This is a genomic window from Holophagaceae bacterium, assembly GCA_016720465.1.
Lineage (GTDB): Bacteria > Acidobacteriota > Holophagae > Holophagales > Holophagaceae > JANXPB01.
On the sequence record JADKKO010000001.1, the window covers coordinates 930,489 to 957,176 of the forward strand.

Here is a 26,688-nt window from a genome sequence, read left to right on the forward strand (position 1 = left end):
GAAATGCGTCCCCATCAGGAGGCCGGCTCGTAGCGCAACAGCACGTTCCCGTTCCCGAAGATCCGCGTCTTCAATAGCTTTAGTGTCACTTTTTGTTGAATTCCATCGAATAATGGCCTGCCTCTGCCCAGCGCCACTGGAGCCACTACGAACTGGTATTCATCGATCAGGCCGTGCTGCGCCAATTGGGACACCAGGCTGCCGCTGCCCAGGATCGCCATGTCCCCCCAGCCGGCGAACATCCTTTTGGAGTACACGCGCAACCTCCTGGAATACGAGGGTGGCATCAACCAGGGCGGCATGGAAGCGCCGCATCCTGGAATGCATCGCTAGGCTTTCTGCCTCGCCCGGCCGATGGGTCCCAGATGGGTGAAGCCGAAGCCCGATGCGTACTTCAGGCCATAGCCGAGCGCCCGGTCGAAGCCCAGGTGGGCGCACCAGATAAGACCCGCCGCCACCACGAGAGGGCTCGAAAGCCACACGCCCAGGAAAAGAGCCAGGACAGCCCCGGCATAGGAGTGGGCGGCATTGTAGGAGCAGGCGCCGACCACCGGGCCCCCGAGGTAGCCCAGGAAGGAAAGGTCCGGGGCCAAGAAGAAAAGGGCGAAGGTCTTCCAGCCGAGCCCGTACCTGGAATACGCCAGAGCCGCGGCCAGCAGCACGCAAAAGCCTTCGATGCGGAGCAGCGTTTTCACGCCTCCGGTGGTCGCGCCTGTCATCGGGTGGCCTCCTGGTTTGCCGGATATGGAGATGGAACCTTGCGCGCTAGCGCAATATCCCGTGTGAATGATGAGGCACTCCGCCAGCCCGCAGCATCAGCCCAGCATTGTTGAAGGTGGCGATCAGGGATTGAGGGTGGGTTGGGCCAGGTTGGGATGGATCACCGGAGGAAAACCGCGGTGGCACCCGCCAATGTTCCAACGGTGACTGCTGCAAGCGAAAGGAGATACATCCGCCTGGAGAGGGCTCTTCCCGATACCAGAACCAATAGCCCGCCATTCTGGGCGAGGCCCCCGGCCACCATGAGAATTGAGGTGGGGAAAATCAGTGCCGTAAGAACGCCGATGATGAGTTGGATGAAGCAAGCCGCAAACACCCATTGCTTGATGAACTCATCTCTGCGGAGAAGGCCGATGCCGAAATAGAGTGGGACAGCAATGCTTAACAGGGCTCCAGTTCCGTGGCCTGAAAGAAAGGAGAGCGCGCCCGGGAAAGCCGAAAGCACAAAGAGGATGCCGACGGTGCGTTCGGTCTCATCACTACCGACATCGGTCTCACCTAGGATGGGTTCGATTTTTGGCAGAGATGGCTGCGCTTCTCGAATGATTGGCCTGCTGCGGCGCGGCCCATCATCTTGATGAGGTTGATTGCCGGTCAGATCGAGTTCGATGCTGGGATTTGAAACTGGTTCGGATCGCGTCATGTTGCGGGCCCTCTTTCGATGGAAATGCTAGATCCCCATTGAAAAGCGGCGTGGTGGTCAAGTTAAACGGCGGGCAGAGATCGTTGAACGGGGGGAGGGAATCGCCGAACTGGACGCTGGGGTGCCATAGAAGCGAAGCGCCCTTCCGCATATGGAGGACGAAAGTCTCTATCTGGATGCGAATGCGGCGCCCTTCCCCGCCAGGAGTTCCCGCAGCACGGACCGATGGCAATGCGCTTCATCCGCGCAGTAGCAGCCCACCGAAAAATGGCTTTGATGGGACAGCGTGGCCAGCAGTTCGAGGGTGCGGACGTTCTCGGGGGTCGCCATTTCGGCCCGGTACTTCCTGATGAAGGTGGCCCACTGGGCGGGTGTGGCGGCCTGCTGGCCGAGCTTCATGGTTTCAGGACTCGGCGCCAGGTTCGGGAACCACACGTCATACCAATCCCGGGAGGCGAACTCGGACTTGGGCACCCCGCGGGGCGGCCGGCGGACCGTTCCGATGCGGGTGCCCTCGCCCTCCACTCGCGGGCTGCCGAGCCTGATGACGCGCATGACCATGATCCGCTCCTTTCGTTGTCGCCGGGCCTTCGAGGCCTGCCTGGTCCGCAGGGCCTCAGAAGGTGACCACCCGATCGGCCCATTCGACCATGTCGAGACAGTCGGCCATGGTGGAGATGGGGCACAGTTCCGATTGGCCCTGGCCTCGGCCCTTGATGCAGGTGCCACAGGCCAGGAGCAATCCCCTGTTTTCGGAAAATTCCTGAAGCTGGGCCCTCACATTGTATTTTTCATGCGTGATGGATTCGGCTTCGACCCCTGCGCTCATCAAGAACAGCCTGACCTCGCGGCCCCGCTTCAGCGCCGTGTTGGCGAACCGGACCGCGTTCCAGGCCTTTTCGGGCTCGTTGGTTTCCAGGATGATTCCGATGTTCATCTCGCGGACTCCTTCCCATGGCGGCAAGCGCCCCCTGGCTGGGACCATTTTACTTTATTACTGCAAATAATGGATGATTTAGGTCATTTGTTTCAACCGCGATCCATAATCTCAACCTGGCCGTCGACAGGGCGGCAGCGCGGGATGGGGCCAGGCTTCCTCCCCGCCGCCGAACGGAACACGTCGGGCATAGGACATCGCCTCGTACCCGAATTGGCGGCGGAGCAAGGCCACCTGCCCCAGATGGAATGCGTCGTGCTGGACCAGGAAGCACAGGCCGCCCAGAAGGCTGCCATCCGGAATCGGGAAGGACTGCGGGGCCGCCTGGCCGAGGTCCGGCTGGACCGGAGCCTTCAGCAGCTTTTCCAGATGGCGGCTGATGGCCGTCCACTCGCCCCTGATGCAGTCTAGCGATGGCAAGGCCGGAGCATCCTCGATGCTCCGGGCCGTAGCAAGGGCCTCCCCGATCGCGTTGGGCAGGGGACTCCCCAGCAGTCGGGCCATGAAATGCCGGGCGTCGATCATATGGGCGGCGATGAAGCTGATGGAATTGCCGCGTCCATGCAACCGTTCCACCGCCGTTTCCCCGGACAGGCCATCCAGGCAGTTGAGGAGCAGGTCCGTGTTCAGGCTGAGCATCGTGGCCAGGGGGGAAAGGCTTGGGGACATCGTCGATCCTGGAGTGGATGGGCCCCGGTCGGGAGCTGGGTGATTGAAGCAGGATGTCAACCGCACGGGACCGCATCCGCCATTTGTCGCAGGGGCAAGCCGCGGGCCGCGAGGGATTAACGGTTCAGGTTCTCTGGAACACATCGGTGCCGAGGTACTTCAGCCCCGAGTCGCCCATGAGCGTCACGACCTTGGCTCCCGGCCCGAGCCGCGCCGCCACCTGAAGCGCCGCGATGGCATTCGCACCGGACGATGTCCCCGCGAACAAGGCCTCCTCCCGCGCGATGCGCCGCGCCATGGCCTTCGCATCATCGGTTTTGACCGGCAGGATCCCGTCCACGAGAGCTGGCTCCCAAAGCGGCGGAATGTAGCCGATGCCGACGCCTTCGATCTTGTGGGGGCCGGCCTGCCCCCCCGACAGCACCGGGGATTCGGCGGGCTCCACAGCGATGATCTCGATGGCGGGATTGTGCCGTTTCAGCACTGCGGCCACCCCGCGGGACGTGGCCGCCGTGCCCACGCAATGGACGAAGGCGTCGATTTCCCCCTTCGTCTGGCTCCAGATCTCCTCGCCCAGCGCGTGGTAGCCCACGATGCTGTCCCGGTTGTGGAGCTGGTCCGTCCAATAGGTGCGGGGTTCCCGGCTCAGCTCGCGGGCGGCCTCGATCATGTCCTGGATCAGCTTCCTGGTGGTGAGTCCGCCTTCACTCGGAACAAGCGTCAGTTCCGCCCCCAGTGCCGCCATGTGGTCCAGCTTCTGCCGGCTGAATGCATCCGAGCTGACGATCCTCAGGCGGTAGCCCTTGGCGGCGCAGACCAATGCAAGCGAGGTCCCCGTGCTGCCGCCGGTGTACTCGACGATGGTGTCCCCGGGCTTCAGCCTCCCGTCCTCCTCCGCCCGGGCGATCACCGCCTGCGCCATGCGGTCCTTGACGCTGCCGGTGGGGTTCTCCCACTCGAGCTTCACGAAGATGTCCGCGCTGCCCGGTGGAACGATCCTTTGGAGCTGGACCAGCGATGTGTTTCCGATGGCATCGAGAATGTCCATGGGTAGATCTCCCTGCCTATGAATTGTCCTCCCTAGGGGGAAAGGGTCCGGAGCGCGCCGCCTGCCCGCCGAGATCCCGGTAGAACACGGTCGTGCTGCACAGCCCGCCCTGCGGGAACAGGGCATAGCCGGGGATCTCGCCCACCCGCACCCAGCCTAGGCTCTCGTACAAGCGCGCAGCATCGCCTCCGGTCACGGAGTCGAGCACGAGCAGGGTCCTGCCGCAATCCCGGGCGGCGGTTTCTGCGGCCCGCATCAGCGCTGCGCCCAGCCCCCGGCGGCGCGCGCGGGGGTGCACCAGCATCTTCGCCAAGTCGGCGCGGTGCGGCTGGTTCTCGGGCTGGCCGAGCAGCAATTGCACGGTGCCGCACAGGCCGAGCGCATCCTCCGCGACCAGCAGCGCGCGTTCCCCGGTGGCCACATCCTGCGCCACGCGGCGCCAGAAAGACACTGCGCGGTCGCGCGTGAGCGGCCGCATGAAGCCCACCGAGGCGCCGCCTTCGACGCAGTCGATCAGCACCTCCGCGAGCGCGTCGATCTGCGCCTCCTCCAGGATGTGGAGGCGCCGAAGGGACCAGGAGGGCTAGATGATGCGTGGCCGAACCATGGGAGTCCACCGGGTGACGGGTGTCGAAAGCAGAATGGATGCGGAGTTCGGCCTGATGCGGCCGGGGGCGGCAAGCTTTCGGGGTAGCGCAGCATACCCAGGATCGAGGAGTTCGGAAACAGGCTCGCATCATAGGCTGCGGCAGCCTCGGCCTGGATGGGAACCCGCTTATACGAACCGATCCTCATCCATCGACATCCGTTGCAGGTATTCCTCTTGATCCAGGGCCAGTTGGCCGAATTTCCTGGCTTTGCGCTTCAGGCGCTCAAGGACAGGGAATCTCATCAAGATGGTCACCACCAGGACGCCTAAAAAAACCAGGCTGAGAAATGCGATGAGGCCGACGCTGCTCCGGTGGTTGGCGAGGGCGATTCCGCCGAGGACGACCACGAGGACGATTCCGATGAATCCGATCGGTTTCATTCGCCGCCCGTTCGGCCCCCATTTGTCCAGACAGATGGGACACACATGGTATTGGTGGGGTTTGAAATTCCCATACGTCTTGACCGTGGTGGTGGTATAGGCTGCGGTGTTCATGTGTTTGGTGTCGCGCAGATCTCCCGTGTAGATGGTGAGGACCTGGCATCCGTCCCGGATCTCTTTGCAGATGGCGCATTCCACTGGATTCCCTAGCCCTTTGCGATCAGCTCGGCCTGCCTGAAATACCGCTTATCTTCCCAGGCGTTGCGGACGAAGGCCAGGATCGCGCAGGCGATGTCCTCCACGCCATGCCGGTCGTTGTTGAAGATGGCTTCATAGAATTTGGGATTGTCGATGTCCTCGCCTAGGCAATGGCTGACGAACTTGTCGCGCCGCTCGCCATTCTCGATCACCTCGGCCTCCGCTTCCTCCCGGCTCAGCCCCATCCGCCGGGCATAGGTGGAGACCCTCCATTCATGGCTGCCGATCAGCCGGAAGTTGTAGCAGTTCCGGAGGTCCTTGCACAGGATGGCCGCCCCCCGCCCCACCATGATCGCGTTGCCGAGCTTCGCGATCTGGACCAGGTAGCGCGCCACTTTGTCGAAGGCTTTGTCGTGGGTCACGTGGCCCGGCGCATACAGCCCGAAGGCCTCGATGGCATGGGACATGTCGCCCAGGCGCTTCAGCAGGCCCAGGGAGATGCCCTCCTCCTTGGCGACCATCTCGATCAAGGTCTTGTCGAAGATGTTCCAGGGCTCTCCGGAGGCTTCCTCGAAGAGGACCTTGAGCCGTTCCGCAAGTGGGAACCCCAGGCAGCCGAACTGGCGCGATAGCGTGATGGTGGGCCGGAGCTTGATCTCCGCAGGCGAAACGTGGCGCTCCTGGATCTTCACCCAGCCCGCGAACCTCCGTTCGATATCCGGCGCCAAGGACGACAGTGGCTTTGCCATGACAGCCTCCCGGATCAGGATTCCAGCAGGAACATCCGACGGAAGTGTACGTCGTCCTTGCCGATCCGCAACGTTTGCCCGAGGCCGGTTTTCCATGGCCGGATTGCGGGGCCGGCAGATCCCGAATCCCGTGCTTCCTCAGTCCGTGCGCCAGGACCACGAGAGCAGGGCTGGAGCGCTCAGCAGCAGGATCCACGCCGCCGTAGCCGCCAGCCCCCCCGGGTGGGTCCCCAGAAGTCCCAGGATGCCCCCAGCCGCGAGGCTCAGGGCCAGGCGGAGCAAGAGCCGCGTCGGAGAACCACGGCGGAGGATTTTCGCGAGGATGAGGGTCAGCACCGACACCACGAAGCCTGCCAGGAGGCAGATGACGACCATGAGTGCCCCGGCGGCGCCGGCCATGTCCCCGGCCGGGCCCTCTTGGCGCGCGGCCTCCGAACCGAGGCTCCAACCGATGAGCGCACCCAGGGCCAGGCCGCCGCCCACCAGGAACGGGAGCAACCAGGCCAGCCAGGAACGCATTTTCGGGTTCACGGCAACTCCCCTCGGCGGATCGGCGCGATGGCTGGGCGGATGGCCTTCATGGCCTCAACCATAGTCGAACCTCCATTTTAAAACCGGTCTTATCATCGAGCCCATGGCGCGATCTGCAAAGCTCCGCCCCGGAGTTTCCCCGGTCCCCGAACTGGCCATCGCATGCGATCCGGGACATGGGGAAATCCACGCTTCGGGCCTTGCCGTTCACGGTGCCTTCGATGCGCCCAAGCAGCCTGCCGCCCGGTCCTAGGGGCCGAGGTAGGTTTCCAGGCGCTGCTTCCAACCTTCGACCGTTGATCTGTCCGATCCGCCCTCGAAAAACCGGCCCGGGGCGAACAGCGGGTAATCCTCGCCGTTCCTGAGTTTGAGCACGAGGTAGTACCACATGACGTTGTTCGACTTCTTCCCAAGATGGCCGATGCTGATGCCGGCCACCTCGCTGAAGGGAATCCACCGTTTCCTCGTCCGGAAACGGTTTGAGTCTTCGATGGTGATGCCGCGGGCCCCGGGATCGATGACCACGACCTGTTTGCCCCCCGCCAGGAAACCGGAAACACCGAGGAGCAGCAGGAGCAGCCCAAGGAGGAACCCCGCCGCGGAATTGCTGCCGAATCCGCTGAAATCGCGGAATCCGATGGCCAGGAGCAGACCCGCCGCAGCGCAGGCGATTGAGAGCAGGGTTTGCTTGCCGGGGTCGTTTTGGGAAGTCCAAACGTCCATGGATGGCTCCTTGAATTAGGAATTCGGGATGCAACTTGGTGTCGGCGCGCCTACCCGGAAAAAAGGATCAGTCCAGGCAGGGGCCACACCTCGTATGCATCGTGGAAGCGCCCCCCGGCTATGCCCCGCTTGAACGAAAGGCGAGGCGCCCGCCAGCCACCACAGCCGGCATAAGCACGGCAAGGCCGGCAAACCAGAACCAGAGCGGTGGCGGAATCATGAAGTTGTTGGCGATGCCTGCGAGCGTGAGCAGGACCCCCAGGACGAAAGTCGGCCTCATGGTGGATGGTGGTGAAAGTTTCGCGGCCAACCAGCCGCCGGCCAGGCCCCCCAGGGCCCATCCCGCGATCACCACGAGGAAGGTGCCCACGGGGGCATTCGCAAGCAGGGCGCGGAGTGTTTCGCGATCCTGGACCCCCTCGGCGACCTTGCCAAGCTCTGGATAGATCAGGCGGCCATTGATGGATTCGATGATCATCATGACGATGCTTGCGGCGATGAATCCGGCGACCACCGCTGCAATGCTTCTGAACGCGGAGCGCATGGAACCTCCTCGAGAAAGCGTGCCACAGGAGAGCCTGTGGAGCCACGATGCAGCGGCAGGATCGAGGTGGTGCCCGGCTATTATTTTGAAGCAGCCCCGCGCCCAGGCTGGGTCGGCCTTCCCTGTGGGAAAGGAACCAGCACCCGGGCCGATTGAGAACAGAACGCGTGCGGAGCGTTCCCAAGCTCCACTTCTCCACCCTGGCTAGGTAGTCGCGATCAGCAGCTCCTCCGAGCTTGACGGCCGAAGGCCGTCCCTCCGGCCGGCGAAGTAGCGGTCGGTCAGGTTGGCCGCGGATACGTGCCGGACTTGCCGGAAACCGGCTTCGCGGGCCAGCGACAGCATCTCCGGCGGGGTGAAGAAGCTGAGGAAAGGCGTCCCGGCCAACCGCGCGAATTTTTCCGTCATCTGGCGTCCGGGGCGCTCCTCGGATTCGACGAGTTCCAGCGGCAGCATGAACGACAGGGCCAGCGTGGAGCCCGGGGCGAGCGCCGCGATCTGGCGCAGCGTGGCTGCGTTCGCGTCCGCGGTGAGGTACATGGCGACGCCTGTGGAGGCCACGACCGCCGACTGGCCGGCATCGAAGCCAGCCATCGCCAACTGCTCCCACCAGGAGGAACCCGCCTCGAAGTCCACCGGCACGAGCCGCAGCCACTCCGGGACGCCGAAGCCGAGTTCCACCAAGCGCTGCCGCTTCCAGGCCTGGGGACCGGGCTGGTCGACCTCGAAAACCCGCAGGCCGGAGGCGATCTCAGGCCTGCGCTGGGCGAAGGTGTCGAGTCCGGCGCCTAGGAGGACATACTGGCCAACGCCGCGGCCTGCCTGTTCCATTACCAGATCCTCGATGAACCTGGCGCGGGCCACAATGGACGCGCGGGCCCGGCTCGTGGCCTTGGCGGCCATGTCCGGACGGTGGTGCCAGCCGTCCTCCGGGGCGGCCAGCCGCAGGCCGATCTCGTCTTCCAACACATGCGGTGGCGGATCGACCTGGACATGCATGGCCCGCCACAGGGCGACCCGCACCGCCGTCCTTTCGGCCATTTCGGTACCTTCATTCTGCATGGCGCTTTCTCTCCTTTCGATAGTGAATCAAAGAACCCTGATGGTAAAAAAGGACATGGCAGCGGCGTCGAGAACCGTGGCAAGGCGGCTGCGCCAGAGCCTGGCCGGCGATTTCACAGGACGGGGACGGTGGTCTGCATTTCACCTGGGAGATCCAGATCGTCAAACTTATCCGTATGCCGAATCCGTTCATTGGGAATCAGTTCCAGGTAGACCCCGCCCAATAAGTCGGTATGTCCGGTGGAGAAGTTTGTGAAGGACATCTCGTAGGTGCGCACGGTTAGGTCCGGGTCGGACGAAGGTATGCATGTATCCGCTGAGCTGCTTCTAGGCTTTCACAACGATGGTGCCTGCAATCTCATCATGGAGACAGCGACAGCTTTTTCGAAAGATCATCAGTGCATCTATGAGCGAAAACAGACCACCGATGAATGGCACTTGTTGTGCGAGGGTGAAGATGAAGCGACGCTTAACAAAAGAATCCATTAGAGATGGTACGTCCCCATTCAATTTGACTATTTTAATTTTACAGATCTTCTTGCCAACTGTTTGCCCATACCTTAGTAGTAAAGTTCCATTAATCGCCAAATCCAACATGGTTCCGATAAGTACAACACCAATCGTTAGTAATATTCCACTTAACCCAGGAACCGGCACTAAGAATTTGAACCCAAATAGTGCATAGAAACCCCACATTAGAAATATCATTGGAATTACTAGGATAAAACCATCCAACATGCTTGCGCCGAGGCGTGTTCCCCGATCAGCGAGGACTGGTAGATCTTGGGACAGATCAGGTGTTGATGAGAGGTCCGATTCCGGTGGTGCGTATGGATTAAACTCATTCATGGTTTGCTCCTGGGATGGCTGATTTGAGGAAGGCGCAATTGTTTGGTGGCGCCTGGCGAAATTGATTATGCGACCCGACCCTGTCGGATCGGCTTGAACGACGTGGTAGGCCGCATGGGCAACAGCCATGATGAAAGCGTATTTCCGGCACTGGCTCCGACATTCAGGACTTCTTCAGCCGTTGCAGCTCCTTCTGTGCCCATTTGTGGGAGGGCCTGAGGCTCAGTGTTATTTCGAGTTCCTTGATCGCTTCTGAATGGCGCCCCTGCTTGTCATACAGGTAGGCGAGGTTTGCATGGGCGCTTGCAAGGCCGGGAGAAAACCCTTCAGGGCTTTGCGACAGATAGGTCCGAAGGAATGGTTCCGCCCGGCCCTGGGACCCCGTATCGAGGATGCTTTCACCGGCGTAGAAATAGGGCGCGAGGTTGTCAGGAAAGATCTTGCGGGCCTGGACGAGACAGACCTCCAATTCGGTCCACTTCCCCTGCTTAGCCAGCGAATAAGCCAGGTTTGCGTGGAATTCGATCGCCTTTGGATGGTTTTCAAGGGCCTTCCTGCAAAGGGTGGCGATGGTGTCTAGGGGTTCCGGTTTCTGGCGCTTCAGGCTGGTGATCCAGAAACTGTAGGCTTTGGCGCAGGCAGGATCTTTGGCGAGGGCTTGCTGGACCAAGGATTTCGCCCCATCCAAATCCTTGCCGCGGAATGCAGCTTTGGCCTGTAGCACAAGCCCGGCCGACGGCTGGATGTTCGTGAATCGTTGCGCCAATTCCTTGGCTTTGGAATTGCTCCCCCCGGCAATGGCTGGGGCGCCCATGAAAAACTGGAGCAGGGATTCTGTGGCTTCTTCGCTTGCTGGGTTCACAGCCAGCGCCGATTCCAATGCCTTCTTCCACTCCTTGGACAAGGGCAGCATTTTCAGCATGCTATCGGTCTCATCCAGAACCGCCCTGGCCGCCACGCCATGCTGGATGTGGAGTTCGGCGTCCGTGCTTTTGAACGCCACGGCCTTCCGGGCCAAATCCAATGCTGCCGGCGGGTCGCCGTAGGCCAATTTCAACCTGGACATCCAGAGTAGGGCGTAGGGATCTTCTGGTTTAGCCCGATACCAGCCCTCTATGCGTGGCCGAAGCTGCTTCCAGCGGCCTTCCTCCCGCAGGCTCTCGAAGGTTGGTTCCTGAGCCATCAAGATTGGCGTTGCAAGCAGGGCAGAGAGGAGAAGGGATTGTTTGCGCATTCATTCCTCATGCAAGGGACGCAGCCTGACGAACAAAGTCGACGGGTCCGACCGAGAGCCGGTGATTTACAGCATGTGGCGGGCCTGGGGTGGGGAACTACCCGGTCTTCAATGGCCCGGCGACCTTGTGATCCCAGACGGAAATGCTTGCGTGCCGACGAGCTCGAATGAGCGCGGCGGGGTTCCCTCCGCAAAGAAGTGCTTCCCCATGCCCAACAGGACCGGATAGACGGCCAGCAGGACTTCATCCGCAAGCCCATGTTCGAGCAGCGTCGATGTCAGCGTCGAGCTGCCCGAGAGGACAAGGTCCGGGCCGTTCTGCGACTTGATGCGGCGTATGTCCTCGATGATGTCCGGTCCAAGGCCCTCGAACGGTCCCCATTCAAGGCTTTCCGGGCGGTGGGTAGCGATATATTTTGTCGCCGCATTGAGGACGTCCGCCATCGGACTGCTCGGCGCCTTTGGCCAGAAGCCCGACCAGATATCGTAGGTGCGGCGGCCAAGCAGCAGATCGAAGCTCCCGCCATACGCCGCGAGCATTGCATCCCGGCCAGCAGGGGACCGATAGGGCGCCGTCCAGTCGCTGTAGGGAAAATCGCCGTCATCGGCGGAATGCTGGATCACACCATCAAGCGAGATGTGTTCGATAATTTTGAGCTTTCTCATTTAAGTATCCGTCTTCTTAAGTTGGAGTTTCTTAGGATACCGTCATCCTTGCTTGGCCCGCTGAAAGCATCGTGAGCGCCGAACAAATGAAGCTAACCTGCCCGGCCGTGAGCCGAAGGTTTAAAGCATGGTGGCAGCAACCCACGGTTGGGTCCGGGTTGAACGAGGGGTTAAGCGGTCGGGCTCAAAGGCTGCATTTCTGAGATAAGCGTTTCTGGCGCAATGTCCTGGTCATGGGGCCAAGTGACTGCGCCGAAAAGGATGCCAACCTGATTGAAGTAGTTGATGTCCCGAAGCTCGCGGAACACACCATCATCGAGGTATGGCTTGAGGTCGAAGATACCTTTCCTCCCATCTTGGATTTCAAGATAGAGCCGGTAATCCGGGAGGGGCTTTACTGATTGGACATCCCAATACATGGCAACCTCACAGGGGCTCGATCTCGCACGGGTTTTCCCCGCTGACGGCCATTTAGGCAGGGACATAGGTCAATCTGATGACATCCTCGCCAATCAGGTCATGAGTCATGAGGTGGAGCGGCGGCCGGGGTCCGGCGAAAAATGGTTTGCCGTGGCCGAGCACGACGGGGTGCAGGTAGATTCGATATTCATCGATCAGGCCAAGTTCGGTGAGGCTGTGCGCCAAGTTTGGGCCAGCAACTTCGATCTCCCCGTCGCGCTCGGCCTTCAACTGGCGGATCGCGACCTCAAGGTCATTCCCAACAAGCCTGGCGTTGGGGCCGACCGACTTCAACGAGCGCGAGACGATCCATTTCGGCTGAGCCCGCCATGCTGCCGCGAAGGCGTGTTCCTCTACATTCCATTCAGGATCATCGTCGTCCCAATACCGCATGACCTCATACATCTGGCGACCATAGACGCTGCCCGCCAGTCTCCGAGCTTCCTCGATGAAGTGGCGGAAGAGCGTGGGGCTTGGTGCAAACGCCATATGGTCGACGTAGCCATCCAGCGACTGGTTCATTCCGAACACAAGCTTGGCCATATCACTCCCCTTTCCTTACGCGGAACATTTGTGCTGTGTTGGGTCCGGGTTGAACGAGAGGTTAGGCACCACCCGACAATACTCCCACATGGTGCGATCTGAGGAGGGCGCCGCTTCCCCTGTGCACGCCCCGTCAACCATGGCCCCAACAACCCGTGGTGCAAGTGGCCGCGAGTCGGCATGAGGTCTGCTCGAGTGCTGAACCGATGCCTGGAATGTCAGCTCAGCGGCTGAAGCGCTGCTGCAGCTCAGCGTACGGGATGGCCCCCTGGGCGAAGCCGAAAGTGCCGTGATCGGCCATTTCCCGAGCGGCCTGCTCGACCAGGGTAAGGACGGCGCGAGTGAGGGTGCCGCCAACGCTGATCCTGGCGACACCGAGCGCGCGTAGCGTGGCAGCGTCCAGCACCGGCTCGACCAGTCCGGATACGACGTTCACCGGCGCACCGATCGCAGCGGTCAACCTGCCAATCTCCTCGGCAGCGGTGACACCGGGAACGAAGATGCAGTCGGCTCCGGCAGCCAGGTGGCGCTCGGCCCGGCGCACCGTCTCGGCGAAGGTGAGAGCTGAACTCAGAATGAGCGCCTGGATTACACGAATAGATTGCATGGCGACCTAACGAACAAAGTTAACCGGCCCGACCGTGAGCCGAAGGTTTAAAGCATGATGGCAGCAACCCACGGTTGGGTCCGGGTTGAACGAGAGGTTAGGCCGACCAGGTAGGACATCATGATTTGCCTGCCAAGAATGAGGCATAGGTTTTAAATGACTCAGGATCTGACTCATCCCAGTAAACGATCTCGCCGGTTGGGCGAAGAACTGCGAACCGATTGAGAAGTGTTGACTCTGTTCTGACGCCGCAACAAGTTGGGTTGAAGCGAACGGCAAATTGAAAATATCCCTTAGTTTCTTCTTCGAAGTCCGCAAAGAGGCAATCTGGTGAAATTGTTTTGTAGATCCTATCCCGTTTCACGGCCGCTAGAATCTTTGCGCCAGCCAATTCCTTGGTCAGAGCATGAGCCACCTTTCGAGAACCCTTTGAAGTTCCATTTGCTTGGGCGGAGCAGGAGAAGGTGAGAGCTGAACTCAGAATGAGCGCCTGGATTACACGAATAGATTGCATGGCGACCTAACGAACAAAGTTAACCGGCCCGACCGTGAGCCGACTGTTTAAAGCATGATGACAGCAACCCACGGTTGGGTCCGGGTTGAACGAGAGGTTAGGCCGAGGACTGGACTGGGCTTGATTCATGTACCGACTCGTAGAAATTTCTGCGCGACCGTGGGAGAACGAATGATGGCGCAGGAAAGAATGAAGATTGTGCAGCATGATATCGCGCAATCAGCGAATGCCGACCAATGCCAGTGAGACGCCGCAGGATGTTGGCCCTGACGTGGCCGCCGAAATTGGAAAGATCAAAGGAGCAGCTTTTGAATTTTGGACGTTACCAACCGCATGAATCGTATTGCCAGAGATCCGCCCGCTTGCAGCCTAACGAACAAAGTTAACCGGCCCGACCGTGAGCCGACTGTTTAAAGCATAATGGCAGCAACCCACGGTTGGGTCCGGGTTGAACGAGAGGTTAGGCCGAGGACTAGATTGGGTTTGATTCATGTACCGACTCGTAGAAATTTCTGCGCGACCGTGGGAGAACGAATGATGGCGCGGCAAAGAATGAAGGTCGTGCCGCATGATACGACCAAAATACCAACTGCCGACCGATGCCAGTGGGACGCCAGACGATGTTGGCCCTGACGTGACCGCCGAAATTTGAAAGATCAAAGGAGCAGCTTTTAAAATTTGGACGTTACCAACCGCATAAATCGCATTGCCAGAGATCCGCCCGCTTACAGCCTAACGAACAAAGTTAACCGACCCAACCGTGAGCCAGGTGTTGAGTGGAGACGAGATATCCGAATGCCCGGAGGAGCTTGCAGCAACCCACGGTTGGGTCCGGTTGAACGAGAGGTTAGGCAGAGATGAGGGCATTTGTTTTTGAACCATTGAACGAGAATACCGTTCGAGCTTGACGAAACGATGCCAGAAACCCCGCCCCGTGCCTAGGAGCCGACGCGATGGGTGATGAACGGAAGAATGACCCCCTGCTTCCGAGCGGAACGGACCAATCGGGGCCTAGCAGAACCGCGGGAACCGAAACCGTGTACTGTGGCGGGCCCAATGACCAGGTATGGCCAGGAGAAAGGTGCCTCGCTCCGCGATGACCGAATGACCGCAGTTGAGCAAGAAGCTGGAACACAAAATCAATTTTGACAAAGAACCTGATCGTTGGCGCCTAACGAACAAAGTTAACCGGCCCGACCGTGAGCCGAATCTTTAAAGCATGACAGCAGCAACCCACGGTTGGGTCCGGGTTGAACGAGAGGTTAGGCAGCATGGTGAGTGCGGACGGAGTGAGATTATGACATTCCAATCATTCGCTCCTCATCAATCGCCCAGGCACCATCCTTTTTTCTAAGAATGATGAATTCCGTGCTACCAGCGAGAGGGCCCTGTTGGCCAGACCGTATCACTACTGCAATTGTTCTTGATACATCAAATCCAATGGGGCTAAAGCTGAACACAGTAACGGGTGGATTCTCACCCGGGAGTTTGACGTTTTGGAGATTGTATTTAGAGGACCAAGGTTGGATTTGCCATTTCGTTTTTGACCTATCAACTAGATTGTTGAAGGCGCTTCGCAATGCCGGAGTTCTAGGAATAGCACTCCACATGCGCCCATTAGGCCCTGTGACATATTTCCATGTGGCTTCAAGTTCAGTTGGGTTATCCGAAATAATTGTCCGGGATACGACAAGCTTGCCCCCGTAATGCCCGAGTAATAGCTCGTAAACAGAGATCTCTTCTTGATTGAGAGTAAGGGGGTGAATCGTTTGTGCGCCGGAAGCAAACAAAGCGATTGTGCTTGCAAGGGCCAGGAATCTTGAACGGGGCATTTTGAAATCTCCGGATGCCGCCTAACGAACAAAGTTAACCGGCCCGACCGTGAGCCGAATGTTTAAAGCATGACAGCAGCAACCCACGGTTGGGTCCGGGTTGAACGAGAGGTTAGGCAGGCCCCGAAGCCTGGAAAAGAGTTATCGCTCACTTTTACCACCAACCTGATTTCGCCAGAGCCCAGCAACCCCGGTGCCGAATAAAATTAGTGAAGGAGCGAGCACCTGAATAAATCCATAAGGTGTATTAAAATTAAGAATAATACAGGCCAATATTCCAACCGTACCTAGACATGCAAGCAAAATCGACAATAAGCGGATAATTAACGAATTGGTGATTTGACCATTTTCATCAGTCAATCCTTGGATTGATTTTTGATTATGGTTTTTTCTGATGGCGACCAGCGCGACGACAAGGAGGATCACAATTGAAAGAGGGACCAGGACTAAGAGCAATGTAAGGAATTGATCCATGGGATGCCTAACGAACAAAGTTAACCGGCCCAACCGAGAGCCGAATGTTTAAAGCATGACAGTTGTCGAGCACGGTTGGGTCCGAGTTGAACGAGAGGTTAGGGCGATAGCTTGGCAACAAGGATTATCACCGCGAGAACAACGACAGTACCAGCCAGAAGAAATCCTGTTCCAAATAATCCGCGTTGCCACCACTTGAGGCGCTCCCAGGCATGAGCAAATTTTGAAAATGGGCACCCCGTAACCAACTCGATGAGCCCAATGGCCGCGAATGCGCCAGGCAGGGTCATTAGTGTTGGCTCATAAAAATGGTGTGAGTTGCCTCCCCCTGTTCGAAAAACCCATAGTAAGACTAAGGCGAATATGACGGAGCCAATTACAAGTTTAACGATTCCCTTTTGACGAATGTTCAACGTGAGCCCTAACGAACAAAGTTAACCGGCCCAACCGAGAGCCGACAGTTTAGGACATGCTAGCAGCCGCGCACGGTTGGGTCCGGGTTGAACGAGAGGTTAGGGCGCGCCTTAGCCTGGGATACGATGAGGTACCAAGCCAATGCCGCCACCGCAGCGCCACAGGCAACCAGAAGAGCGGACGCCTTTATGTCGTGAAAGATCATGGAAATAGCCAGTCCACCAATTGCACCAGCCGAAGTTGAAGGCAAGAAATTCAGATGCTTCATTTTGCTTAAGAGATACAGAACTGGGATGCCATAAATAATCATAGCCAGGTAGCTGAGGGCCAACCCAACAAGACTCGCGAATAGAGAAGTCTGGAAACCATCCCAAAGAGTTGTTCCAGGCGTTCTGAGGAAGAACGTACAAACGAAAACAGAAACTGGAAATTCAGCCAATGGTGCAATGGCAACTGTGAAACAAATTCTGCGGAATGGGGGCATCTCTGAAGCCCTAACGAACAAAGTTAACCGGCCCGACCGTGAGCCGAAGGTTTAGAGCATGACAGCCGCAACCCACGGTTGGGTCCGAGTTGAACGAGAGGTTAGGCAGGGGATTCACCCGGGATATGGTATTTTAGGATTCGTGAACCAACGATCTTAATTTCAACTAAGTTCCAGATCGACCCAACAATCGCGCCTGCAAATGGTACAGATTTGGTGAGAATTGCCTTTTGGGTGACTTTCTTGCCAAACCATTTAAGCATTGCCCTTTTCAAAAGGGCGAGCATTTCCTTACTTATGAATTTTTTAATGATCGCCTTGGTAAGTTTCTTAGCTCCGGCTACTCCAGCCTCTTTTAATACCTTGGCCAATATTTTTGGACCAGCCAGCATCAACAATGCGTCAGTTTTCCAGTCAGGATCTTCGAAATATTTAGGATTAGCGATGAGACCAATGCATGCCGTGAGATAGGCATAGAATCGAAGCATAAAGGCAACATCAGCCAGTGCTGTGCCTGCCATTACAAAGGGATTTGATCCCAATCCAGTGAAGAACCCTTCAACGGCTGCCTTGCGAGAGTAACTCTCAATGAATTTACTCGCCAATTCGTAATTGGTTAATCCAGGAAAAGCCAACCGCTTCTGCTCAACATTTTGTACAACGTCACTTGGATTGATATCCATAACCCAGGTTAGAACCTGATCAAACTTGTTCTCAGAACTCATTTGGCAATCCTTAACGGAGTGAGGAGGATTGTGATGCCTAACGAACAAAGTTATCCGACCGGTGGCATTTTCTCGAAGCGCCTGGAAGCCGATTCTGCCGATTCCGTATTCCAAAGTGCCCCGAAGGTCAACATCAAGAGTGGAATATTGGGCGTTGCCACCGAAGCCAATGTGGTTGTACTTCTCTGAATCTTCGGTTGGGGATTGGGCCAAAAGCGAACTGGCCACCAATGCAGAAGATGTGAAGATGCTTTTTCTCAATGAGAGCCTAACGAACAAAGTTAACCGGCCCGACCGTGAGCCGAAGGTTTAAAGCATGATGGCAGCAACCCACGGTTGGGTCCGGGTTGAACGAGAGGTTAGGCCGGCGACGTGAACCGAAGCACTTGTTGTTTGATGTTTGAATTGGCAATGACTGCTCAGAATTCGAATCGCCCTGACTAGCTCTGATTCGGACGGTGGCGGAGGAGGCGGCGGCGGTGGGTTGGCCACACTCGAAATATCGGATTCAGTGACGCTCACCGCTGTTTTGAATTCGTAGGCCACCGTTAATCGATAGAGACGACCCGATGCAACAAGGAAAAGCGTTCGGAAGCCTTGATCCGCGATGCAGTGGCCACCGAGCAACCTTTGTGGCCAAGTCTTGCCATCCGAGTCAGGGATCGGTGCCGAAGAGAGTTCGTTCGCCACGCACTCTCGGTGTTTACGGAAGTAGGCCTTCGCAAATTTAAGCCTGCGAGGTGTGACAGCCTTGGACCCGGCGAACGAGTATGCGGAGAAGGTGTAGGTGATCCCATTATCATCCGTTGATGAATATTCTGTGGTGACTGCCTGCCCCCAAGGAGTGGCTTCAGTTCCCTCAGTTGGTTTTGATACCGGCCCAGGCATTACTACCCGGAACTTGGGCGTTTCGATGATCCCTGGTTGAGGAACCAAATTCAGGGCTAGAAAGAGGGAGAACAACAATGAGCGGCCTAACGAACAAAGTTAACCGGCCCGACCGTGAGCCGACTGTTTAAAGCATGATGGCAGCAACCCACGGTTGGGTCCGGGTTGAACGAGAGGTTAGGCTGAAATGGGCAGCATCCAGTCGACTGGAGCAGAATTTCCACCATAGGGCAGTTCGGCCATGGAACCAGTATTGAGTTTCAGTGACGCTACGCCGTTACTCTATAGGCTGCATAGTTTTCATGTGTGTGGTGGCATCCGCTTCCGTGATTATCTGAATCCGTTCCGGCCGTCCGCCAAAGGGTGAGGCCCAAGATTTCCCTGGATTGTATTCGACATAAAGGAAATATTTCTCGCCGGGCTTGGCATCTAGAACGGCGAGACCGCGAGATCCCCACCCCCCCTTGAAGTAACGAAATTCATGCTTTCCCGCGGGAATTGTGAGTTTTCTGTATGTCATCCGGGGCAAGGTCACGAATTCTTTGTCATGCTCATACACCGTCATATCAGAATTAGACAGCATTTTACCTGTTCCATTGAGGACGACGAGTTGACATGTCCCAGTTGTGGTTTCCTTGGGTGGGACCGGTGAGGAGGGGAGCTTCGTCGGTTGTGACTGGTATCCAAAAAGGTTGGAAACCAGCGCAATAACTAACAACGATGTGGAGATTCTTTTCATAGCAGGTCTCCTGGGTGGGTGCTGTCAAGTATGGCTGAGCATTTATTTGTCGAGGAAGAGCCTAACGAACAAAGTTAACCGGCCCGACCGTGAGCCGGATGTTTAAGGCATGAAGGTAGTCGCGCACGGTTGGGTCCGGGTTGAACGAGAGGTTAGGGGCGATTGCGAAACAGAACATCAAAGTCATTTAGCATTCTGGATTTTATAACCATGCCAAGATTATTTGGGATCTGGCTTGTCGCTATCAAATGACTGGCGATTGGGATTGGAACAATTTCCACCGTTCCATCTACCCGATGCTGAGGCCCAGCATATAAAACACCCAGAAATTTTATTCTTGTGCTCCCAATTTGGAGCCCAGCTCTCGTGTGGACTTGCCCGATGTCGCAAACAAGGACCGGAGAACCACTAGATCCAGGGAAACAAGCTGCATCAATCAGAAACTCAGGTTTCCCATTCCAATCGTAACGATAGTGAGTAGCTGTGACCCCGGAACGAAAAACTGGGAAATTGTTTTTCTGATCCCAGATCCCGTTTGGATACCCAACCATAATTATCTTTTCCATCCCAACGAAGTTATTTATGTCCTCATCGGTGGGCATAAGATCCGATGCAAGGTAAGTGAAAGCGAAGAATTTACCTTTTGCTTGGGCCAGGCTTATCAAATGACTAATTGGCATTACACAAAGGTCGATCATAGGATTCGGATGAGGTATCCAAGCCTTTTCAAAATTATCGATTGCCCACGAATGTGTATTCCCTATATCTGGTTCGCCATTTACGGTTTGAAGCGTGAACAAGATTCGGCCAATTGTTCCATTCCTGACTACATGCTTATTGGTAACGATGGCTGGTACATGTGTAGAGCCATCGTCGGCAAATCGGAAGAAGAACCCGGTCCCGGTAGAAATACCACCAGTGGACAGATCACACTCAATTCGAATTGTGCCGAACGCCAATTGTTCATATGTCGAGAGCGTTTTCATAAACTCTTCGAACATGTTGCTAGAGCTCCTAACGAACAAAGTTAACCGGCCCGACCGTGAGCCGAAGGTTTAAAGCATGATGACAGCAACCCACGGTTGGGTCCGGGTTGAACGAGAGGTTAGGCACGTGAGACGTCTGCTTTGAGGATAGAGAACATGACGGAGTCCTGAAAAGTATCTTGAATATGCAGACGCTGACGAAGAACGCCCTCACGAACAGCACCCGCCTTTTCGGCTACGCGGAGACTCGCGCGATTGTCTTTTGCGATGACTATTTCGAGTCTGATGAGGTCTGTGTTTTGGAAGGCCCATTGAGCTACTTGAAGCACTGCCTCGGTAGCAACGCCACGCAATGTTGTGGATGAGCGTACCCAATAGCCAAGGTTTGCTCTGGCATTCCGCTCATCGATTGAGTTGAGGCCACAACCCCCAAGGAAAAGGCCTTTCTCTGAGACAATTACAAATTCATATTCAGCATTGGACCGGAATGCCGAGACTTGGTGTTCGACCCAGGCCGTTGCGGTCTCAATTGTGAAATCTGAAGTACACCACCAAAGCCAAGCTCCAACCGTGGAAACCGATTCTCTTGCAGCATCGAATAGGCCCTGAGCATCTCCGAGTTCATAGGGTCGAATTTTGATTGATCCCAGCTCATACATGACATGCCTAACGAACAAAGTTAACCGGCCCAACCGTGAGCCGGGTGTTGAGTGGAGACGAGATATCCGAATGCCCAGAGGAGCTTGCAGCAACCCACGGTTGGGTCCGGTTGAACGAGAGGTTAGGCAGAGATGGGGGCATTTGTTTTTTAACCATTGAACGAGAATACCGTTCGAGCTTAACGAAACAATGTCAGAAACCCTGCCCCGTGCCTAGGAGACGACGAGATGGGCGATGAACGGAAGAATGATCCCCTGCTTCCGAGCGGAACGGACCAATCGGGGCCTAGCGGAACCGCGGGAACCGAAACCGTGTACTGTGGCGGGCCCAATGACCAGGTATGGCCAGGAGAACCATGCTCCGCTTTGCGACCCCCGAATGACCGCAGTTGAGCCATTGAAGCCGGGGATTAGAACACGAACCCAACTTGACAAAGATCCTGATGGTTGGCGCCTAACGAACAAAGTTAACCGGCCCGACCGTGAGCCGAAGGTTTAAAGCATGATGGCAGCAACCCACGGTTGGGTCCGGGTTGAACGAGAGGTTAGGCTGAGTACTGAACTGGTTTTGAGACATGTACCGACTCGCTGAATTTATGACGCGACTGCGTGAGAACGAATGATGGCCGATTTAAAGGAAGGTCGTGCTCACATGATACGGCCAAAATACCAACTGCCGACCGTTGCCAGTGAGACGCCGCAAAACATTGGCCCCGACCTGGCCGCTGAACGTTAAGGATCAAAGGGGATTGCTTGTGAAATTTTGACGATCCATCTGAATTTTTTGAGCGATTACGGAGAACGAATGATGGCCGGTGCAAATGAAGGCCCTGCCTCGTGTTACCACCAAAATACCAAGTGCCGAATGATGCCAGCGCGACATCGCAAAACATTGGCCCCGACGTGGCCGCCGAATTTAGAAAGATCAAAGGGGCAGCTTTTGAATTTTGGACGTAATCAACCGCCCGAATCGCATTGCCAGAGATCCGCCCGCGTGCAGCCTAACGAACAAAGTTAACCGGCCCGACCGTGAGCCGAAGGTTTAAAGCATGATGGCAGCAACCCACGGTTGGGTCCGAGTTGAACGAGAGGTTAGGCAGGGATGAATGATTGTCATTGGGCTTCTTGGTTATGCTCCATATAACCACATTCGGTCCCAGAGGAGGAACCATGCTACCAGCCTTGGCCCTAATTTTCGTTCTGGCCCTTCCTCAGGAGAAAGTCCCTGCGTCACCACCTCAGTCGGCTGTCCAGGAGGATTCCCACCAAGGTGCCCTTGCCCTGGCTGAGCGTTGCAAGACAGCGATCTTGGCCACCCAGGACTCTGATGGCTTTCCCCACGTGCGGGCCCTTTCAAAAATGGGACAGGATGGTCTGGCTGCTTTCTGGTTCGTCACCGATGCCTCCTCCAAAAAGGTGGCTGCCCTTAAGGCCAACCCCAAGGCCGGCCTTTACCTCCTGGATGAAGGGAAAACAGAGGGCCTGATGCTACTAGGTACCGTGCAACTCATCCCAGCAGCAGAAGCAGCAGCACGGAAAGACTGCCCTGCCAGCCTCGCAGGATTCACTAAGGATCCACGATGGATGGTCTTGCGCTTTGTGCCAAGCATCGGTAGTTACACCAAGGGGTTCAAAGATACAGAGATCAAGCTTTGAGCCAGCAATCTACGGTTATCCGCCTTGGATGATGCCTAACGAACAAAGTTAACCGGCCCGACCGTGAGCCGAAGATTTAAAGCATGACAGCAGCAACCCACGGTTGGGTCCGGGTTGAACGAGAGGTTAGGCAGGCGGCGGAGTTTGTTGGTTCGGTTTCTTGAATCCAAGAGAGACCAGTGAGGCCAGAAAGATAATGGACAGGACAACGACAAAGATTGTTGCGCGGCGCGAAGACAAGCTTCCCCAAGATTGTTCAAGTAACGAGATTGAAACCGCAAGAGACAGAAGCACAAGTCCGTGGGCGTCTTTGATGAGGTATCGATAAATTTTCTCGTACACGATTTCTGATCTCCGAAATACGACTACCTAACGAACAAAGTTAACCGGCCCGACCGTGAGCCGAAGGTTTAAAGCATGATGGCAGCAACCCACGGTTGGGTCCGGGTTGAACGAGAGGTTAGGCCGAGGAATGGACTGGGTTTGATTCATGTACCGACTCGTAGAAAATTCTGCGCGACAGTGGGAGAACGAATGATGGCGCGGCAAAGAATGAAGGCCGTACCGCATGATACGACCAAAATACCAACTGCCGACTGATGCCAGTGGGACGATCGATGCTGTTGGCCTTGGCGTGGCCGCCGAAATTGGAAAGATCAAAGGTGAAGCTTTTGAAATTTGGACGTTACCAACCGCATGAATCGTATTGCCAGAGACCCGCTCACTTGCAGCCTAACGAACAAAGTTAACCGGCCCGACCGTGAGCCGAATGTTTAAAGCATGACAGTTGTCGAGCACGGTTGGGTCCGGGTTGAACGAGAGGTTAGGCCGAGGAACTCATTGGATCAAGGATCTTGCGATCTGCTGGATGGGGAAGGACGTAAAGAATAAAGAAAATCGGCATTGAAATTATCGGAGATGGAACCAACCAAAATGAACAGGTCCAGAGAACTCTACTCCGCATCGAAAAATCGCGCCGCATGATCACATAGATAGACATGAAAATGATCAAGCCAGAAATGGAAAGTCCAGAAACAATCGAAAACAGAACTTTAAAAACGTTGATGCTTTCGTATTCACCTTTTCCGAGCAAACTGAGGACTATCCCAACGATTAACCAGATGATTGCGATAGCGATGATTGACTTTAGCCAATTCTTCATGCGAGCGCCTAACGAACAAAGTTAACCGGCCCGACCGTGAGCCGAAGGTTTAAAGCATGATGGCAGCAACCCACGGTTGGGTCCGGGTTGAACGAGAGGTTAGGCCGCGTAAACGTATCAATCCCCACCTTGAATATTGATCCATTTACCTCTATAGAAATAGAGGGTCGAAGAAGCTTTTCCGGAAAATATGTCATCAATGCCTTGGTGATCGATGGGTGGAGGTTTCGGAGCATTGTAGTTTGTAACATTATCAATAATTGCCTTTTTACTAATGGTAGCAATTTTTCTAGAAAAAACTATCTTACCTTTTTCCATTCCCTGGAGATATTCGATATCCATGGCAGATCCTATGAAGGAAGGATTTTTGATACCCCCATTCCAAAAAACGAGTATCCGGGATTTATGGTTTTTCGAGGCAAGCACCGCCCAATCCGTTTGCACCGAATTCTTGAAATGCCCAATAATTACATTGTGGGGAGTTGGCTCAAAGTAGTTTGCTTGGGGAATCTTATAGCCCTTTATAATCAGAAATTCCCGAATCCTTAATGGAAGCTTTGGGAAAGACATTGGCGATAGTCGCACTATTGCTTGATCTGCTTTAGTGAATTGGCTCTGATCAATTTGAGAAACTAGAAGAAGGGGAAGGAAGAACAAACCAAACTCCAAAAAAGTCGCATGGTGAATGCTAGCGACCTAACGAACAAAGTTAACCGGCCCGACCGTGAGCCGACTGTTTAAAGCATGATGGCAGCAACCCACGGTTGGGTCCGGGTTGAACGAGAGGTTAGGCAGCTCACTCATAGGCCTTACCTGCGTAGAGGAAAGCTGCGAACAGTTGCCATGGTGAACGTGAAGTGAGCCCTTGAGTTTGCCCAAAATCAGAGTCCTTTGCCCAGGCTGTTGCGGCCTCTAAAAAGCTCTCAATAGTTTCGTTCTCCCAGACCGCACCGTTTCGGCGATCTTGTTCGAGAGCTTTAACGAACTCCAAGAAGGATTCAGGATTTATTACTTTTTCGAGAAGTTCCTGTCTATCCATTGGGTAGCGCCTAACGAACAAAGTTAACCGGCCCAACCGAGAGCCGGAATTTTAAAGCAAGACGGTTGTCGCGCACGGTTGGGTCCGAGTTGAACGAGAGGTTAGGCAGAGACGTTTCTTGAGGAGAGTTCCTTTTCGAGAGCTATGACTCGAAGCTGTAGCTCGCTAACGGAGCGACATAGCCGATAAATCAATCGGATCCCGATAAAGCAAAATGGACCTATGGCAGCCATTATCCAAAGACCGAGAACAAGCTGTCGAAGATCGACGAAGTAGGCAGAACCCAAAATAAATATCGAAAGTGGCATGTACCCGACCAAGAGAACCGAAGACCACAAGGTAATGAGCAGAGATGGGCGGTTACCAAACTGCTTAATTTCTTCGAATGGATTCATTTTGAACACTCCAAAAAAGGGAATGATGGTGGAGCCTAACGAACAAAGTTAACCGGCCCGACCGTGAGCCGACTGTTTAAAACATGATGGCAGCAACCCACGGTTGGGTCCGAGTTGAACGAGAGGTTAGGCCGAGACGAGCGATTATCATTGGGATTCTTAGTTTTTAGACGGGGAGTCAACATTGTTTCTGCAGAATGCAGATCGTACTTTGTTGCGTGTCAGCAACCAGATACGAGGAGCGACGAAGAAAAGAAGGACAATTCCAAGCCCGGTCATGACCCACTGTGTAGCCCCCAAGGTGGCATACGCACGGAGGCTGCTGATAGAGAGAACAATTGCTTCGATGTAGGCAAGCCAAAGACAGGCGGGATAGGTCAGAAGTCCCAAATGCCAGCGCTTACTCGCCGATGCATCCTTATACTCATATACAACGAAATCTATGGCTGTTGGTAAAGAGTCGAGCCGCTCCCATAATTTTTCATCGCTCAGCCCCACACTTGCTCGCATATGCGCGTATTTCACTGCTGGAAACGTCCCCAAGGCGGCTAGGAGCAAGAAAGCCAGCACCGGTGATCCTGCGGCAAGAAGCGTGCGAGTATTGACTTTAATACCTAAGAGAGATAAATCCTGAATGTCAACAGCAGTCTTGAGACTCCAATACTTTGATTCTGCAAGAGCCGCAAAGAAGAGTCCGACGATCAGAAGGACATAAAGATATTGCCCTTGAGCCTGCGCAACCGCACGAAAGCGTTCTCGCCAATCCTTTTGCTCGAGTTGTGGTTCGTCTGCCATGGGAAGGCCCTATCAGGTTTGCCTAACGAACAAAGTTAACCGGCCCGACCGTGAGCCGAAGGTTTAAAGCATGATGGCAGCAACCCACGGTTGGGTCCGGGTTGAACGAGAGGTTAGGCCAACGCGGAACAGAGAACTACAATTGATCTTAGTCAATTTCATTCTCCCAGTTGATGGCTTTAACAACTCCACTGGAAACGGTGAAGCAGACAGTTTCTGAGTAAGGGTCTCCGCATTCATAGATGAGCAACCCGTCTTTATCAGAGCTTGGCTTGCCAAGGGCCTTCAGGATTGAAGATTTTGGAGCCCCGACATGGATACCGAAAGGAAGCTGTACCTTATTTGTCGTGATCTCAAGGCTTTGAAGGAGGATTCGTTTTTCTGGCCCAATTCGGTAGTAGATTGCTGAGCATCCTTCGTATTTCGCGGAATGAATCTCGTCCATCTGGCCGGCAACGTGAAGGTTTTCTGTTGATTTGACTGATTCAGAAATTGGCTTGCTTTTGAGGCTGGAGAAATATTGATCACCAAATTTAACGACCTTGGTTGCATTCTCGATGTTCATCACCTTCGGGCCGGGAGAGCACCCGAAGAGCACGAGGACGAGGAGAGATGAAGCGATTGATTTCATTGGTCGCAATCGAGTGGGCCTAA

35 protein-coding genes are annotated in these 26,688 nt (G+C 55.7%); 2 read left to right on the forward strand and 33 right to left on the reverse strand.

Annotated elements, in window-relative coordinates; all coding sequences use genetic code 11:
* Window positions 1–14 precede the first annotated feature (14 nt).
* The 26 genes from IPQ13_04155 to IPQ13_04280 all read right to left on the reverse strand — a co-directional run bounded on the left by IPQ13_04155 (window position 15) and on the right by IPQ13_04280 (window position 17,715).
* Complete coding sequence (locus IPQ13_04155) at window positions 15–302, reverse strand: dihydrofolate reductase family protein (GenBank protein MBL0210098.1); 288 nt, start codon at window positions 300–302, stop codon at window positions 15–17.
* A gap of 27 nt (window positions 303–329) precedes the next feature.
* Window positions 330–719, reverse strand: a complete 390-nt coding sequence (locus tag IPQ13_04160; GenBank protein ID MBL0210099.1) for a DUF4260 domain-containing protein — start codon at window positions 717–719, stop codon at window positions 330–332.
* Window positions 720–880: 161 nt separating this feature from the next.
* Window positions 881–1,423, reverse strand: coding sequence for a hypothetical protein (locus tag IPQ13_04165; GenBank protein MBL0210100.1), 543 nt, complete (start codon window positions 1,421–1,423; stop codon window positions 881–883).
* 168 nt (window positions 1,424–1,591) lie between these two features.
* A complete protein-coding gene (locus tag IPQ13_04170) occupies window positions 1,592–1,984 on the reverse strand; it encodes a DUF488 family protein (protein MBL0210101.1) in 393 nt (130 codons plus the stop codon).
* A 55-nt stretch (window positions 1,985–2,039) separates the two neighbouring features.
* On the reverse strand, window positions 2,040–2,360 hold the full coding sequence (locus IPQ13_04175; protein ID MBL0210102.1) for a DsrE family protein: 321 nt from the start codon (window positions 2,358–2,360) through the stop codon (window positions 2,040–2,042).
* A gap of 111 nt (window positions 2,361–2,471) precedes the next feature.
* A complete protein-coding gene (locus IPQ13_04180; protein ID MBL0210103.1) occupies window positions 2,472–3,029 on the reverse strand; it encodes a DinB family protein in 558 nt (185 codons plus the stop codon).
* A 124-nt stretch (window positions 3,030–3,153) separates the two neighbouring features.
* The gene (locus IPQ13_04185) at window positions 3,154–4,077 is read right to left on the reverse strand and encodes a cysteine synthase family protein (GenBank protein MBL0210104.1); all 924 of its coding nucleotides are present in this window, start codon (window positions 4,075–4,077) and stop codon (window positions 3,154–3,156) included.
* 16 nt (window positions 4,078–4,093) lie between these two features.
* Complete coding sequence (locus IPQ13_04190) at window positions 4,094–4,630, reverse strand: GNAT family N-acetyltransferase (GenBank protein ID MBL0210105.1); 537 nt, start codon at window positions 4,628–4,630, stop codon at window positions 4,094–4,096.
* A gap of 222 nt (window positions 4,631–4,852) precedes the next feature.
* On the reverse strand, window positions 4,853–5,305 hold the full coding sequence (locus IPQ13_04195; GenBank protein ID MBL0210106.1) for a hypothetical protein: 453 nt from the start codon (window positions 5,303–5,305) through the stop codon (window positions 4,853–4,855).
* 8 nt (window positions 5,306–5,313) lie between these two features.
* Window positions 5,314–6,054 (reverse strand): cytidylate kinase-like family protein, encoded by a 741-nt coding sequence (locus IPQ13_04200; GenBank protein MBL0210107.1) that lies wholly within the window; start codon window positions 6,052–6,054, stop codon window positions 5,314–5,316.
* 138 nt (window positions 6,055–6,192) lie between these two features.
* Window positions 6,193–6,585 carry a hypothetical protein gene (locus IPQ13_04205; GenBank protein MBL0210108.1) on the reverse strand — a complete coding sequence of 131 codons (393 nt, stop codon included), beginning with the start codon at window positions 6,583–6,585 and terminating at the stop codon, window positions 6,193–6,195.
* Window positions 6,586–6,834: 249 nt separating this feature from the next.
* The gene (locus IPQ13_04210; GenBank protein ID MBL0210109.1) at window positions 6,835–7,308 is read right to left on the reverse strand and encodes a hypothetical protein; all 474 of its coding nucleotides are present in this window, start codon (window positions 7,306–7,308) and stop codon (window positions 6,835–6,837) included.
* A 118-nt stretch (window positions 7,309–7,426) separates the two neighbouring features.
* Window positions 7,427–7,852, reverse strand: coding sequence for a hypothetical protein (locus IPQ13_04215; GenBank protein ID MBL0210110.1), 426 nt, complete (start codon window positions 7,850–7,852; stop codon window positions 7,427–7,429).
* Between the two features lie 204 nt (window positions 7,853–8,056).
* Window positions 8,057–8,914 (reverse strand): class I SAM-dependent methyltransferase, encoded by an 858-nt coding sequence (locus IPQ13_04220; protein ID MBL0210111.1) that lies wholly within the window; start codon window positions 8,912–8,914, stop codon window positions 8,057–8,059.
* 113 nt (window positions 8,915–9,027) lie between these two features.
* Window positions 9,028–9,192 (reverse strand): hypothetical protein, encoded by a 165-nt coding sequence (locus IPQ13_04225; GenBank protein ID MBL0210112.1) that lies wholly within the window; start codon window positions 9,190–9,192, stop codon window positions 9,028–9,030.
* Window positions 9,193–9,241: 49 nt separating this feature from the next.
* Entirely contained in the window at window positions 9,242–9,763 is a 522-nt protein-coding gene (locus IPQ13_04230; GenBank protein MBL0210113.1) for an RDD family protein, read from the reverse strand.
* A gap of 163 nt (window positions 9,764–9,926) precedes the next feature.
* On the reverse strand, window positions 9,927–10,997 hold the full coding sequence (locus IPQ13_04235) for a tetratricopeptide repeat protein (protein ID MBL0210114.1): 1,071 nt from the start codon (window positions 10,995–10,997) through the stop codon (window positions 9,927–9,929).
* A gap of 108 nt (window positions 10,998–11,105) precedes the next feature.
* Window positions 11,106–11,663 (reverse strand): dihydrofolate reductase family protein, encoded by a 558-nt coding sequence (locus IPQ13_04240; protein ID MBL0210115.1) that lies wholly within the window; start codon window positions 11,661–11,663, stop codon window positions 11,106–11,108.
* A gap of 170 nt (window positions 11,664–11,833) precedes the next feature.
* Window positions 11,834–12,082 (reverse strand): DUF2442 domain-containing protein, encoded by a 249-nt coding sequence (locus IPQ13_04245; protein MBL0210116.1) that lies wholly within the window; start codon window positions 12,080–12,082, stop codon window positions 11,834–11,836.
* Window positions 12,083–12,134: 52 nt separating this feature from the next.
* The gene (locus IPQ13_04250) at window positions 12,135–12,665 is read right to left on the reverse strand and encodes a dihydrofolate reductase family protein (GenBank protein ID MBL0210117.1); all 531 of its coding nucleotides are present in this window, start codon (window positions 12,663–12,665) and stop codon (window positions 12,135–12,137) included.
* A gap of 223 nt (window positions 12,666–12,888) precedes the next feature.
* The gene (locus IPQ13_04255) at window positions 12,889–13,272 is read right to left on the reverse strand and encodes an isocitrate lyase/phosphoenolpyruvate mutase family protein (protein ID MBL0210118.1); all 384 of its coding nucleotides are present in this window, start codon (window positions 13,270–13,272) and stop codon (window positions 12,889–12,891) included.
* Window positions 13,273–13,390: 118 nt separating this feature from the next.
* Window positions 13,391–13,786: a hypothetical protein gene (locus IPQ13_04260; GenBank protein ID MBL0210119.1), complete on the reverse strand. Its 396-nt coding sequence runs from the start codon at window positions 13,784–13,786 to the stop codon at window positions 13,391–13,393.
* A 1,295-nt stretch (window positions 13,787–15,081) separates the two neighbouring features.
* Window positions 15,082–15,618 (reverse strand): hypothetical protein, encoded by a 537-nt coding sequence (locus IPQ13_04265; GenBank protein MBL0210120.1) that lies wholly within the window; start codon window positions 15,616–15,618, stop codon window positions 15,082–15,084.
* A gap of 141 nt (window positions 15,619–15,759) precedes the next feature.
* Entirely contained in the window at window positions 15,760–16,092 is a 333-nt protein-coding gene (locus IPQ13_04270) for a hypothetical protein (protein ID MBL0210121.1), read from the reverse strand.
* A 472-nt stretch (window positions 16,093–16,564) separates the two neighbouring features.
* The gene (locus IPQ13_04275) at window positions 16,565–16,990 is read right to left on the reverse strand and encodes a hypothetical protein (protein ID MBL0210122.1); all 426 of its coding nucleotides are present in this window, start codon (window positions 16,988–16,990) and stop codon (window positions 16,565–16,567) included.
* Window positions 16,991–17,091: 101 nt separating this feature from the next.
* Window positions 17,092–17,715: a hypothetical protein gene (locus IPQ13_04280; protein ID MBL0210123.1), complete on the reverse strand. Its 624-nt coding sequence runs from the start codon at window positions 17,713–17,715 to the stop codon at window positions 17,092–17,094.
* 33 nt (window positions 17,716–17,748) lie between these two features.
* Between IPQ13_04280 and IPQ13_04285 the strand changes: the two genes are divergently transcribed.
* A complete protein-coding gene (locus IPQ13_04285) occupies window positions 17,749–17,904 on the forward strand; it encodes a hypothetical protein (protein MBL0210124.1) in 156 nt (51 codons plus the stop codon).
* Window positions 17,905–18,880: 976 nt separating this feature from the next.
* Here IPQ13_04285 and IPQ13_04290 read toward each other — a convergent pair.
* From IPQ13_04290 to IPQ13_04300, 3 genes are all read right to left on the reverse strand, one after another.
* Complete coding sequence (locus IPQ13_04290; protein MBL0210125.1) at window positions 18,881–19,342, reverse strand: hypothetical protein; 462 nt, start codon at window positions 19,340–19,342, stop codon at window positions 18,881–18,883.
* Window positions 19,343–19,494: 152 nt separating this feature from the next.
* Entirely contained in the window at window positions 19,495–20,328 is an 834-nt protein-coding gene (locus tag IPQ13_04295) for a trypsin-like peptidase domain-containing protein (GenBank protein MBL0210126.1), read from the reverse strand.
* 119 nt (window positions 20,329–20,447) lie between these two features.
* A complete protein-coding gene (locus tag IPQ13_04300; GenBank protein ID MBL0210127.1) occupies window positions 20,448–20,987 on the reverse strand; it encodes a GNAT family N-acetyltransferase in 540 nt (179 codons plus the stop codon).
* A 1,170-nt stretch (window positions 20,988–22,157) separates the two neighbouring features.
* On the opposite strand from IPQ13_04300, the gene IPQ13_04305 reads away from it, so the two are divergent.
* Entirely contained in the window at window positions 22,158–22,643 is a 486-nt protein-coding gene (locus IPQ13_04305; GenBank protein ID MBL0210128.1) for a pyridoxamine 5'-phosphate oxidase family protein, read from the forward strand.
* A 1,279-nt stretch (window positions 22,644–23,922) separates the two neighbouring features.
* On the opposite strand, the gene IPQ13_04310 is transcribed toward IPQ13_04305, so the two are convergent.
* The 4 genes from IPQ13_04310 to IPQ13_04325 form a co-directional block, all read right to left on the reverse strand.
* On the reverse strand, window positions 23,923–24,462 hold the full coding sequence (locus IPQ13_04310; protein ID MBL0210129.1) for a hypothetical protein: 540 nt from the start codon (window positions 24,460–24,462) through the stop codon (window positions 23,923–23,925).
* Window positions 24,463–24,601: 139 nt separating this feature from the next.
* A complete protein-coding gene (locus tag IPQ13_04315; GenBank protein ID MBL0210130.1) occupies window positions 24,602–24,844 on the reverse strand; it encodes a hypothetical protein in 243 nt (80 codons plus the stop codon).
* 554 nt (window positions 24,845–25,398) lie between these two features.
* Complete coding sequence (locus tag IPQ13_04320; protein MBL0210131.1) at window positions 25,399–26,034, reverse strand: hypothetical protein; 636 nt, start codon at window positions 26,032–26,034, stop codon at window positions 25,399–25,401.
* Window positions 26,035–26,182: 148 nt separating this feature from the next.
* Window positions 26,183–26,599 (reverse strand): hypothetical protein, encoded by a 417-nt coding sequence (locus tag IPQ13_04325; protein MBL0210132.1) that lies wholly within the window; start codon window positions 26,597–26,599, stop codon window positions 26,183–26,185.
* Window positions 26,600–26,688: the final 89 nt, after the last annotated feature.